22 protein-coding genes are annotated in these 10,904 nt (G+C 55.4%); all 22 read left to right on the top strand.

Going from position 1 to position 10,904, the window contains the following annotated elements; genetic code table 11:
• Window positions 1–69: 69 nt before the first annotated feature.
• A complete protein-coding gene (gene rpsJ, locus AC01YT_RS11600; protein ID WP_054521310.1) occupies window positions 70–378 on the top strand; it encodes a 30S ribosomal protein S10 in 309 nt (102 codons plus the stop codon).
• A gap of 210 nt (window positions 379–588) precedes the next feature.
• Complete coding sequence (rplC, locus tag AC01YT_RS11595; RefSeq protein ID WP_476675584.1) at window positions 589–1,230, top strand: 50S ribosomal protein L3; 642 nt, start codon at window positions 589–591, stop codon at window positions 1,228–1,230.
• A 31-nt stretch (window positions 1,231–1,261) separates the two neighbouring features.
• On the top strand, window positions 1,262–1,891 hold the full coding sequence (gene rplD / locus AC01YT_RS11590) for a 50S ribosomal protein L4 (protein ID WP_476675582.1): 630 nt from the start codon (window positions 1,262–1,264) through the stop codon (window positions 1,889–1,891).
• 10 nt (window positions 1,892–1,901) lie between these two features.
• Window positions 1,902–2,204, top strand: coding sequence for a 50S ribosomal protein L23 (gene rplW, locus AC01YT_RS11585; RefSeq protein ID WP_424914256.1), 303 nt, complete (start codon window positions 1,902–1,904; stop codon window positions 2,202–2,204).
• The gene (gene rplB / locus AC01YT_RS11580; protein ID WP_476675580.1) at window positions 2,204–3,028 is read left to right on the top strand and encodes a 50S ribosomal protein L2; all 825 of its coding nucleotides are present in this window, start codon (window positions 2,204–2,206) and stop codon (window positions 3,026–3,028) included. The genes rplW and rplB overlap by 1 nt, the downstream gene beginning before the upstream one ends.
• A 41-nt stretch (window positions 3,029–3,069) precedes the next feature.
• Window positions 3,070–3,348 (top strand): 30S ribosomal protein S19, encoded by a 279-nt coding sequence (rpsS, locus tag AC01YT_RS11575; RefSeq protein ID WP_054520526.1) that lies wholly within the window; start codon window positions 3,070–3,072, stop codon window positions 3,346–3,348.
• Window positions 3,349–3,353: 5 nt separating this feature from the next.
• Window positions 3,354–3,695, top strand: coding sequence for a 50S ribosomal protein L22 (gene rplV / locus AC01YT_RS11570; protein WP_315624382.1), 342 nt, complete (start codon window positions 3,354–3,356; stop codon window positions 3,693–3,695).
• Between the two features lie 60 nt (window positions 3,696–3,755).
• The gene (gene rpsC / locus AC01YT_RS11565; protein WP_315624381.1) at window positions 3,756–4,433 is read left to right on the top strand and encodes a 30S ribosomal protein S3; all 678 of its coding nucleotides are present in this window, start codon (window positions 3,756–3,758) and stop codon (window positions 4,431–4,433) included.
• Window positions 4,434–4,480: 47 nt separating this feature from the next.
• Entirely contained in the window at window positions 4,481–4,912 is a 432-nt protein-coding gene (rplP, locus tag AC01YT_RS11560) for a 50S ribosomal protein L16 (protein WP_476675577.1), read from the top strand.
• Window positions 4,909–5,136: a 50S ribosomal protein L29 gene (rpmC, locus tag AC01YT_RS11555; protein WP_315624379.1), complete on the top strand. Its 228-nt coding sequence runs from the start codon at window positions 4,909–4,911 to the stop codon at window positions 5,134–5,136. The genes rplP and rpmC overlap by 4 nt, the downstream gene beginning before the upstream one ends.
• The gene (gene rpsQ, locus AC01YT_RS11550; protein ID WP_315624378.1) at window positions 5,133–5,420 is read left to right on the top strand and encodes a 30S ribosomal protein S17; all 288 of its coding nucleotides are present in this window, start codon (window positions 5,133–5,135) and stop codon (window positions 5,418–5,420) included. Before rpmC ends, rpsQ begins: the two co-directional genes overlap by 4 nt.
• 3 nt (window positions 5,421–5,423) lie before the next feature.
• Window positions 5,424–5,795, top strand: a complete 372-nt coding sequence (gene rplN, locus AC01YT_RS11545) for a 50S ribosomal protein L14 (RefSeq protein WP_299026554.1) — start codon at window positions 5,424–5,426, stop codon at window positions 5,793–5,795.
• Between the two features lie 23 nt (window positions 5,796–5,818).
• A complete protein-coding gene (gene rplX, locus AC01YT_RS11540; RefSeq protein WP_315624377.1) occupies window positions 5,819–6,154 on the top strand; it encodes a 50S ribosomal protein L24 in 336 nt (111 codons plus the stop codon).
• A gap of 19 nt (window positions 6,155–6,173) precedes the next feature.
• Window positions 6,174–6,716 carry a 50S ribosomal protein L5 gene (gene rplE, locus AC01YT_RS11535; protein ID WP_476675573.1) on the top strand — a complete coding sequence of 181 codons (543 nt, stop codon included), beginning with the start codon at window positions 6,174–6,176 and terminating at the stop codon, window positions 6,714–6,716.
• A 1-nt stretch (window position 6,717) separates the two neighbouring features.
• Window positions 6,718–6,900 (top strand): type Z 30S ribosomal protein S14, encoded by a 183-nt coding sequence (locus AC01YT_RS11530; protein WP_315624376.1) that lies wholly within the window; start codon window positions 6,718–6,720, stop codon window positions 6,898–6,900.
• A gap of 19 nt (window positions 6,901–6,919) precedes the next feature.
• The gene (gene rpsH / locus AC01YT_RS11525; RefSeq protein WP_315624375.1) at window positions 6,920–7,333 is read left to right on the top strand and encodes a 30S ribosomal protein S8; all 414 of its coding nucleotides are present in this window, start codon (window positions 6,920–6,922) and stop codon (window positions 7,331–7,333) included.
• 28 nt (window positions 7,334–7,361) lie between these two features.
• The gene (gene rplF / locus AC01YT_RS11520) at window positions 7,362–7,922 is read left to right on the top strand and encodes a 50S ribosomal protein L6 (protein ID WP_476675570.1); all 561 of its coding nucleotides are present in this window, start codon (window positions 7,362–7,364) and stop codon (window positions 7,920–7,922) included.
• A gap of 11 nt (window positions 7,923–7,933) precedes the next feature.
• Window positions 7,934–8,299 (top strand): 50S ribosomal protein L18, encoded by a 366-nt coding sequence (gene rplR, locus AC01YT_RS11515; RefSeq protein WP_315624373.1) that lies wholly within the window; start codon window positions 7,934–7,936, stop codon window positions 8,297–8,299.
• A 28-nt stretch (window positions 8,300–8,327) separates the two neighbouring features.
• Window positions 8,328–8,867 (top strand): 30S ribosomal protein S5, encoded by a 540-nt coding sequence (gene rpsE, locus AC01YT_RS11510; protein ID WP_476675568.1) that lies wholly within the window; start codon window positions 8,328–8,330, stop codon window positions 8,865–8,867.
• The gene (rpmD, locus tag AC01YT_RS11505; RefSeq protein WP_315624372.1) at window positions 8,851–9,063 is read left to right on the top strand and encodes a 50S ribosomal protein L30; all 213 of its coding nucleotides are present in this window, start codon (window positions 8,851–8,853) and stop codon (window positions 9,061–9,063) included. Before rpsE ends, rpmD begins: the two co-directional genes overlap by 17 nt.
• Window positions 9,060–9,533, top strand: coding sequence for a 50S ribosomal protein L15 (gene rplO / locus AC01YT_RS11500; protein ID WP_476675566.1), 474 nt, complete (start codon window positions 9,060–9,062; stop codon window positions 9,531–9,533). The genes rpmD and rplO overlap by 4 nt, the downstream gene beginning before the upstream one ends.
• Window positions 9,534–9,545: 12 nt before the next feature.
• Window positions 9,546–10,898 carry a preprotein translocase subunit SecY gene (secY, locus tag AC01YT_RS11495; RefSeq protein ID WP_476675564.1) on the top strand — a complete coding sequence of 451 codons (1,353 nt, stop codon included), beginning with the start codon at window positions 9,546–9,548 and terminating at the stop codon, window positions 10,896–10,898.
• Window positions 10,899–10,904: the final 6 nt, after the last annotated feature.

Raw genomic sequence — 10,904 nt, 5'->3', positions numbered from 1 at the left:
TCCGCGAAGGTGGCTTGACCGTGGGTGCCGGCGTCATCACCAAGATTCTGGATTAGGTGGCTAGTTATGGTGGCGAAACAACGTATTCGCATCCGTCTTAAAGCATATGATCATCGCGTTTTGGATCAGTCGGCGCGGCGGATTGTCGAGACCGCGGAGCGAAGCGGGGCGCGGGTGGTGGGGCCGGTGCCCTTACCCACCCGCATTGAACGCTTCACCGTTCGTCGTTCGACGTTCATTGATAAAGATTCGCACGAGCACTTTGAAATCCGAACGCATAAGCGCTTGATTGACATTTTAGACCCTGATTCGAAGACGATTGACATGCTGATGCGCCTGAATCTACCAGCGGGCGTGGATATTGAAATCAAGATTTAGGGTCTAGTCAAAAGCGCAACATTGCGGTAAAATAGAGCGGTTTTTCGGATAAGACCCGACAAGGCGATGCAAGAGTAGACGGGTGGGCGCCCGCGCAAACAACGTGAAGGTGACGCAGCCCGCTACTGACTGCACCGCGGTCAGAGATGATGCGGCCTAGCCCAGGCTGACAGTCTCGGAAAAACTAAAACAGTAAGGAGAACAACAGAGATGTTCAAAGGGCTGATTGGCAAGAAGATCGGCATGACCCAGATCTTCGATGAGGAGGGTGCCGCTATCCCGGTCACTGTCATTGAGGCTGGGCCATGCTACGTTACCCAGGTGCGCTTGCCGGATCGAGATGGCTACTCAGCGGTGCAACTGGGTTACCAGGAAGTCAAGCCCAAGCGCCTGACGGCGGGTGAACTCGGGCACCTCAAACGCAATGGTCTTAATCTTCCACCATTGCGCTTTTTGCGTGAGTTCCGGGTCAAGACGCCTGAGGTCAACGAGGGTGATAAAGTTACCGTTGAGGTCTTTTCGATCGGCGAACGCGTGGATGTTATTGGCACCAGCAAGGGGCGTGGTTTCCAGGGCGGTGTTAAACGCTATCACTTCCGCGGCGGCCCTAAAACCCATGGTCAGTCGGATCGGCATCGTGCGCCAGGTTCGCGCAGTTCCGGTACCACGCCTGGGCGAGTTTATAAGGGTTCACGGGGGCCGGGGCATATGGGTAACCAGCGTGTCACGGCCCAGAATCTCAAGGTCGTGCTGGTAGATGCTGAGCGCAACCTAATCGGTGTTTGCGGTTCGGTTCCGGGTCCGCGCGGTGGCCTGGTGATGATCCGCGAGGCACGCAAACAAAAGCGGTGAGTATTACCGGGACTGAGGGAGTAGTAGAACTATGTTAGCCGATGTTTATAACCTCTCGGGCCAGAAGGTGGGTCAGGTGGAATTGCCTGATCAGATCTTCAACGCCCCAATCAATGTGAGTTTGATGCACCAGGCTTATGTGCGCCAGATGGCCAATGCACGCCTGGGTACCCATGACACCAAGACCCGCAATGAGGTCTCGGGGGGTGGGCGCAAGCCCTGGCGGCAGAAAGGCACCGGGCGTGCACGACAGGGTTCTATCCGTGCGGCGCAGTGGAAAGGTGGCGGTCGTGTACACACCCCACATCCGCATAAATACACCCTGGCCATGCCACGCAAGATGCGTCGAGCAGCGCTGCGTTCAGCGCTATCGGTAAAGGCTGCCGAGCAGGCGATTGTGTTGGTGGATAACCTGGCGTTGCCTGAACCGCGCACGCGTCTTATGGCTCAGGCTTTGGGTGCTCTGGTGGGTGACTCCAGTGCGTTGATCCTGCTACCGCAAAAAGCCTCTTATGAAAACGTCATCCTTTCAACGCGCAACCTGCCGGAGACGAAAACATTATTAGCCAATTATTTGAACATCCGCGATTTGCTCACCTTTGATAAGGTCATTATGCCGGTGGCGGCGCTGGATGTGATTACGAGTTACCTGGGAGGGTAGGAGGACGATGATGTTGACGATTTATGATATTCTCCGCCGCCCCATTATTACTGAGAAATCGCATTATCAGATGGCGAAATTGCACCAGTATATCTTTGAGGTCGCTGAAGAAGCGAACAAAGATCTGGTAAAGCAGGCCGTTGAGGAGTTGTTCAACGTCCGTGTGTTGCGCGTGAACATCGTCAACGTGCCGGCCAAGCGAACACGTCGGGCGCGTAGCCGCCGTTGGGTGGTTCGCAATCCGGGCTACAAAAAGGCGATTGTTACCCTGGCGCCCGAGGATCGCATACCACTGTTGGAAGGGGTTGAGTGATGGGTATCAAGGTCTATAAACCGGTAACCCCCGGTCTGCGTGGCATGACCGGATATACCTTTGAGGAGATCACGAAGACCGAGCCAGAACGCTCGCTCATTGTGGTGCGCAAAGTCCATGCGGGCCGCAATATGTACGGGCGGGTTACGGTACGTCATCGTGGCGGTGGGGTGCGCCGCTATATTCGCCTGGTGGATTTCAAGCGCGATAAGCGTGGCATCCCGGCCAGAGTGGCGGCGATTGAATATGATCCCAACCGCACCGCGCGCCTGGCGTTGTTGCATTATGCCGATGGTGAGAAGCGCTACATTATTGCGCCATTGGGCCTCAAGGTTGGCGATACGGTGATGGCCGGACCGAGCGTGGATATTCGCCCCGGGAACGCCCTTCCCATTGCCAACATCCCTGTGGGTACGATGATCCACAACATTGAACTTTACGAAGGTCGGGGTGGGCAATTGGTGCGCTCAGCAGGCGCGGCGGCGCAGTTGCTGGCCAAAGAGGGCGACTACGCGCAAATCCGTTTGCCTTCGGGTGAGGTGCGTTTGGTGCGTCAGACCTGCTATGCCACCATTGGGCAGGTAGGCAACCTTGAGCACAGCAACATCAAATTGGGTAAGGCCGGGCGCAAGCGTTATTTGGGTATTCGTCCTACGGTGCGCGGTACGGCAATGTCGCCACGCGACCATCCGCATGGTGGTGGTGAAGGCCGCCAGCCCATTGGTATGCCCGGGCCGAAATCACCCTGGGGTAAGCCTACACGAGGCTATAAGACCCGCCGTAACAAGCAGACTGATAAATACATTGTGAAACGACGTAAATAAGCGTTGTGGACACAATGGATGAGTAGAAGAGGGACGAGCGTATGTCACGTTCACTGAAAAAAGGACCTTATGTTGATCCGAAGTTGCTCAAACGCATCGAGGAGATGAATCTCCGTGGCGAGAAGAAGGTGATTCGAACCTGGAGCCGCGCGAGTGTCATCTTCCCGCAGATGGTTGGGCATACGATTGCGGTGCATGATGGCCGTCGCCATGTGCCGATTTACATCACCGAGAACATGGTGGGGCACCGTCTGGGTGAGTTTGCGCCAACGCGCACGTTCCGCGGCCATGTGGCCGAGAAATCCTCGAAGAAGAGGTGAGCGCTATGGCTACCGATGTTCGCGCGCAATTACGATATTGTCCAATCTCTGCCCAGAAAGTGCGCCTGGTGATTGACTTGGTGCGCGGTAAGCCGGCTGTCGAAGCCCTGGATATCTTGAAGTTCGTTCCCAAAGGGGCGGCACGGCCAGTGCGCAAACTATTGGCTTCAGCCGTGGCGAATGCCGAAGAGAATTTTGGTATTAGCCGCGAGAACCTTTACGTTTACCGCATCACTGCCGATGAGGCGCCGACGCGCAAGTGGCGCCGCTTTGGTGCACGCGGGCGTTTTCGACCGATCCTGCGCCGTTCGTCACACGTGACGGTCATCCTGCGGGAGCGAGAATAGGAGAGCATCCAGGTGGTTGAATCCAACCTTCTGGCGAGAGATTGGTAATCAGGAGCGTATATGGGTCGCAAAGTTCATCCGATTGGATTTCGCTTAGGTATCATCAAGCCCTGGCAAGCGCGTTGGTATGCCGAAGGGCAGGAATACACTGAGCAGTTGCACCAGGATTTTGAGATTCGCCGCTTGATCATGGCTGAAGCCGAGAAGGCGGGGGTGGCCAAGGTGGAAGTGGAGCGCTTCCCGGGCAAACTCAAAGTGATCGTCCATACGGCCAAGCCGGGCATTTTGATCGGGCGCAAAGGTGAGTCAGTCAAGAAGATCCGCCAGGATTTGGAAGCGTTGACCGGCAAGAAGATTGATCTGGAGATCAAGGAGGTCAAGAATCCCGACCTGGACGCCTATTTGGTGGCGACCAATATTGCCAGCCAGATTGAACGCCGTGTGGCTTACCGCCGGGCCATGAAACGCGCTATCCAGCAGGCTATGCGCCAGGGTGCGCAGGGCATCAAGATTGAGGTTGCTGGGCGTTTGAGTGGCGCTGAAATGGCCCGCAGTGTCTGGCTGCGCGAGGGCCGTGTGCCGTTGCAGACTATCCGTGCCGATGTAGATTTTGCCCGCGCCATCGCCCAAACCACTTATGGCGTCATCGGGGTTAAGGTTTGGGTTTATAAAGGCGATGTTCTACCTGGCGCGGAAGAGAAGGTGGAAGCTACCGAGGGTGTTTACGTCAGCGAATAATATTCGCGGTGGGCTGAAACCATCCGCAGAGAGAGAGGTAGTGAATTATGTTGATGCCAAAACGTGTTAAGTGGCGCAAACAACAGCGTGGGCGCTTGAAGGGAAAAGCCACTCGTGGCGCTGAACTGGTGTACGGCGAGTTCGGGCTGCAGGCGTTGGAGCCGGCCTGGATTACTGCCCGCCAGATCGAAGCTGCGCGCCGCACCATCGTGCGGGCGATGCGCCGCCGCGGCAAAATGTGGATTCGTATTTTCCCGGATAAGCCCTACACGCGCAAACCCCCCGAGACCCGTATGGGTAAAGGAAAGGGGAATGTGGAATATTGGGTGGCCGTTGTACGCCCGGGACGTATTATGTTTGAGGTAAGTGGTTTGCCTGCCGATGTTGCAATGGAAGCCTTACGTCAGGCTGCGTACAAGCTACCCATTAAGACCAAGATTGTGGCGTACGAAGAAGTGGTAGCAGGAGAATCGGCATGAAACCAGAACAGATTCGACTGATGACTACCGAAGAAATTAAGGCCAAGCTGGCTGATGCACGGCAGGAACTGATGAACTTGCGCTTTCAGATGACTACCGGGCAGTTGACGGATACCAGCCGTATCAAGCAAACCCGTCGTCTGATTGCGCGTTATCTGACCATCCTGCGTGAGCGTGAGCTAGCTGAAGCGAAAGAGAAAGATGCAGGGAAGGGTGCCCGATGAACAAGCGACGACGATTAACCGGTGTGGTCACCAGTAATAAGATGATGAAGACCGTGGTGGTCGAGATCTCGCGCACCTATCGCCATCCTCTATATAAGAAGGTGGTGCACTCATCCAAGCGCGTTAAGGCGCATGATACGTTGGGATGTCAGATAGGAGACGAGGTCGTGATTGTTGAAAGTCGCCCGCTTTCTCGCGAAAAGCGGTGGGTGGTGGAAGCCATCCTCAAGCGCGAAGGAAAGCCGGTGGTTGAGATTCAGGAATCCGCTGGTGAAGGAGTATAAGCCATGATCCAGCATGAATCGCGATTAAAAGTAGCCGATAACACAGGGGCCAAAGAGTTGCTGGTCATCCATGTCATGGGTGGCTCAACCCGCAAGTATGGCCATGTGGGTGATGTGGTGGTGGCGACGGTGAAATCGGCCAGCCCGCAAGGTGCCGTGAAGAAGAGTGAGATCGTCAAAGCCGTTATCGTCCGCTGTGCTAAGGAATGGCGGCGCGAGGATGGTTCAATTATTCGCTTTGACGATAATGCGGCTGTGATTCTGGACACCGATGGCCACAACCCGAAAGGGACGCGTATCTTTGGGCCAGTGGCGCGTGAGCTACGTGAAAAGGGCTTTATGAAGATCGTTTCCCTGGCCCCTGAGGTCATCTAATTCGGGTGCGCAGGAGTGATGCCATGAAGTTCAAGATTCGCAAAGGGGACACGGTTGAAGTCATCAGCGGTCGCCGCGACGATAAAGGTAAACGCGGTGAGGTCATCCGCGTCCTGCCCAAAGAAGCCCGTGTGGTGGTTCAGGGTGTCAACATTCGCACCAAACATCAGCGGCAAGTCCAAGCACAGGGCCGCACGATTACCCCGGGGCGGGTGCGCTTTGAGGCGCCCATCCACATCTCGAATGTTATGCTGGTCTGCCCAAAATGTGGCAAGGCCACCCGGGTGGGTATCTCGCGCGGTGAAGACGGCAAGGCGCGCCGGGTATGCAAGAAGTGCCAGGCCCTAATTGATGAATAGGCCGCGGAGGATCGAGAGTATGAATGTGTTGAGAGAACGCTATCAAAAAGAAGTGGTGCCTGCCCTGATGAAGGAGTTCAATTTCACGAACCCCATGCAGGTGCCGCGCATTCGCAAGGTGGTTATCAATATCGGCCTGGGTGAAGCTCTTGACAATCCCAAAGCGCTTGAAGCGGCGGCGTCAGACTTAAGCAAGATCACTGGGCAAAAGCCGGTGATCACCAAAGCGCGCAAAAGCATTGCCGCGTTCAAATTGCGCGAGGGTCGCCAGATTGGCGTCATGGTCACACTGCGTGGCGAGCGCATGTGGGCTTTCCTGGACCGCTTAATCAATATTGCCCTGCCCCGGGTGCGTGATTTTCGTGGTGTATCGCGCAATTCTTTTGATGGCCGTGGTAATTACACTTTGGGTTTGCGCGAACAGATCATCTTCCCGGAAATTGAATATGACAAAATTGATAAGGTGCGTGGCATGGAAGTTACCATTGTCACCGATGCCGGGAGTGATGATAAGGCGGCAAAGTTATTAGAGCTTTTGGGAATGCCTTTCAGGAAGGGTTGATATGACCAGAAAGTGCTTAATTTACCGAGAACTCCGGCGAAAATACCCGGTCCAGGTGCGCAATCGCTGCCGTATTTGCGGTCGCCCGCGCGGTTATATCCGTCGCTTCGGGCTGTGCCGTATCTGCTTCCGCGAACTGGCGCTGGAAGGGAAGATCCCCGGCGTTAAGAAAGCCTCCTGGTAAGGCCAGGTTGGAGGTCAGTATGAGTGTGAATGATCCGATTGCCGATATGTTAACCCGCATTCGCAACGCCATCATGGCCGGGCACGCGAGTGTGAGTATGCCCAGTTCGAAGATCAAAGCGGAGATTGCCCGCATCTTGAAGGAAGAGGGCTACATTGAAGGCTATGAAATCGTTGAGGGCGCCAAGCCCCATGAGCGTGTTCTCCGCATTCAATTGAAGTATGTGGGAGAACGACGCCAGCGCCGCCCAGTGATCAGCGGGTTGGAGCGTGTCAGTCGGCCGGGGCGCCGTATCTACACGCGTAAGCGTGATATTCCGTGGGTGCTCTCTGGAATGGGGATCACCATCCTTTCCACCCCTAAGGGGATTATGACCGGACAACGCGCTCGCCAACTCAATGTGGGTGGTGAGATTCTATGCAAAGTCTGGTAGGCGAATCATCGGTTGAAGGAGGTTGAGCGTGTCACGAATAGGTCGTTTACCGGTGGTTGTCCCGGCGGGGGTGCAGGTAGATATTCAGGGAACGCGCCTGCAGGTAAAGGGGCCGAAGGGCGAATTGTCCTGGGAATTTTCGCCTCGCCTGTCGGTCTCATTCGAAAACGGGCAGATCATCGTCGCTCGTTCCTCGGATGAGCCTCAGGTGCGTGCTCTGCATGGGACAACCCGTGCATTGATTCAAAATATGGTCACCGGGGTGAGCCAGGGCTTTACCAAAGTGCTGGAAATTGAAGGCGTAGGCTATCGTGCCGAGATGGAAGGCAGTAATTTGAAATTGTTCCTGGGCTACTCCCACCCCATTGTAGTGACTCCGCCGGCGGGGATTGCCTTTGATGTGGATACCCGCGCCCGGCAGATCAAGGTAATGGGCTTTGATAAGGCGTTGGTTGGGCAGGTAGCGGCCAATATCCGCGAACTGCGCCCGCCGGAGCCCTATCATGGTAAAGGCATACACTATCTGGGTGAGAAAATCCGCCGCAAAGCCGGCAAAGGTGGTAAGGCCGGTAAGGGCGGCAAGAAGTAGGTGGAGCGCATATGAGCAGATTATCGCGAGCAGAAGCCCGAATTCGTCGGCACCGTCGGGTGCGTAAAAAAGTATTTGGCACGCCTGAACGGCCTCGTCTGTGCGTTTTCCGCAGTCTGAAAGAGATTTATGCACAGGTGATTGATGATGAGGCCGGGCATACCCTGGCGGCTGCTTCCTCGATTGATCAGGAGTTGCGGGAAAAACTCCAGGGTCTGACCAAGACGGAAAAGGCGCGCCTGGTGGGTGAATTGGTGGGCCGTCGGGCCATCGAAAAGGGCATTCGACAGGTCGTGTTTGATCGCGGCGGCTTCAAATATATTGGCCGGGTTAAAGCGTTAGCCGATGGCGCCCGAGCCGCTGGCCTGGAATTCTAGGCCAATCATCATAGTGAGGGCCTGACCTATGGATATGATAGATTATCAACCGATTGAACAGCAATACGATGAACGGGTCATTGAGATTCGCCGCGTTGCTAAAGTGGTCAAAGGCGGTCGGCGTTTCCAGTTCCGCGTCACCGTCGTCGCTGGGGATAACCGCGGCAATGTGGGATTGGGCGTAGGGAAAGCCAATGCCGTCCCGGATGCCATGCGTAAGGCTTCCGATCGCGCCCACAAGAATATGCGACCGATTGTGATGGTGGGAACGACCATCCCCCACGAGGTTAAAGCACGGGTGGGGGGCTCGGAGGTTTTACTCAAGCCCGCTTCGCCTGGAACTGGCGTAATCGCTGCGGGTGGTGTGCGCGCGGTGTTAGAGGCGGCTGGTGTTCACGATATATTGACCAAGTCGCTGGGGAGTTCCAATGTGTTGAATGTGGTCAAGGCCACCTTCAAGGCATTGGAGCAACTCAAATCCCCTGAAGAAGAGGCCAAGCGGCGCGGCAAACCCGTGCAAGAGGTTTTACCATTCTGGGAGCGGAGGAAACATGGCCGCGAATCCTGAGAAACCCAAGGTCTTACGGATCACCTGGGTCAAGAGCGCCATTGGGTATTCCGAACGCCAGAAGGCAACCATTCGCGCATTGGGGTTGCGGCGCCTGAACCAGACGGTGATCCATGAGGATACACCCGCTATTCGCGGGATGCTACGGAAAGTCAATCATCTGGTCAAAATCGAGGAAGTGCAGGTAGAGCCATGAAGTTGCATGATCTAGTACCGGATGAAGGTGCAAAAAAGAAACGCAAGCGTGTTGGCCGCGGTATTGCGGCAGGTCAGGGTAAGACGGCTGGCCGTGGTACCAAAGGACAGGGAGCGCGCTCGGGTGAAGAGGGACATCTCTATCGCCAGGGTGGTAACCTGCCATTCTACCGCCGCCTGCCTTTCATGCGCGGTGTGGGCTTTACCCCGCCGAATCGGGTGGAGTATAACGAAGTTAACCTCCGCCAGCTGGTTGAGAAGTTCGCTCCTAACAGTGAAGTCACTCCCGAGGCATTGGCGGAGAAGAATTTGCTCCATAAACCCAAAAACCCGGTGGTGATCCTGGGCAAGGGCGAGATTGATTTCCCGCTGGTAGTGCGGGTGCATCGTGTTAGCGCGGGCGCTAAAGCCAAAATTGAAGCGGCAGGTGGTCGGGTTGAACTGATCGCCGCCGAGAGCGCGGAATCCTAAGGAGACCTGGGTATGAAGCGGTCACCCTGGCGTTACCTTTGGAAATCGGAAGATATTCGTCGTAAACTCTTGATCACCTTTTTGATTCTGGCGATCTACCGCCTGGCCGCGCATGTACCGGTGCCAGGCGTAGATCGCGAGGTGATCCGCAACATCGTCCAAACCCCAGGTGCTGCCGGGACGCTTTTTGGTCTGCTGGATTTGCTTTCCGGCGGTACGATCACCAATTTCTCCATCCTGGCGATGGGTGTTTATCCCTACATCACCGCCCAGATTGTGCTTCAACTTTTAGTGCCGATCATTCCAGCGCTGGAACGAAAGTTAAAGGAAAATCCGCGCGAGGGGCAGCGCTGGATGGAGAAATGGACCATTATCCTGGCAGTACCGATGGCCTTTCTATCCGCCATTGGTCAGATTAATATCTTCAACCAATACGCCCGCAATATCGGTGCCTCTATTTTGACCTATCAATTTGGGTTTACGGGCGCTAATCTTTTACCGACCTTAACCACCCTTTTTAGCATGATGGCGGGGACGATGTTTGGCATCTGGTTGGGGCAACTAATCTCAGAATACGGCATTCCCAATCAGGGCCTTTCCCTGATTATCTTTGCAGGTATCGTTTCGCGCATTCCGTCCAACCTGATTTCGTTGTGGAGTGACCGCCAAAATGCCTGGTGGATAACACTGCTCATCCTGGTTATCCTGGTGCTGGTAATCTTCGCGATCGTCTATGTCCAGCAGGGACGACGTAACGTACCAGTGCTCTTCCCGGGGCGACGGGTGGGCAACCGTATGTCCATGCCGGTACGCAGCAACCTGCCGTTGATGGTCAACATGGCCGGGATGATCCCGCTGATCTTTGCGCAGTCCATCTTGCTCTTGCCGGCATTAGTGGCAGGTCTGTTCCTGAATGTGCAGACGGAATGGGTGCGCAACCTGGCCACGGGGATTTATCACACCTTCAGCGGGAATTCTGGTTGGTATGCGTTCTTCTACTTCTTGATGGTGGTGCTGTTCACTTTCTTCTACACCGACGTACTCTTTACGCAGCAAAACTATGGGGATGCCTTAAAGCGCCAGGGAGCCCAAATTCCTGGTGTGTTGCGCGGTGAGCCCACTCAGAAATATCTGACCAGGGTACAGCGACGCATCACCCTGCCGGGAGCGCTTTTCCTCGGTCTGGTGGCGGTGCTTCCCTATATCTTGCACGTTTTCCTGCCGACTTCGGCACGCCAGGCGGGGTTGTTCCTGGTCTCTTCGGCGGGTTTGTTGATTGTGGTCGGTGTGGTGCGGGATACTTTCACCATCATCGAGACCGAACTCAAGTTGCAAGGTTATGAAGAGCGCTTGATTAAGGGATAAGTATAC

The sequence above is a fragment of the Thermanaerothrix sp. genome (assembly GCF_056331585.1).
The sequence above is the reverse complement of the archived record's forward strand: the minus strand, read 5'-3'. Positions and strand labels throughout refer to the sequence as shown.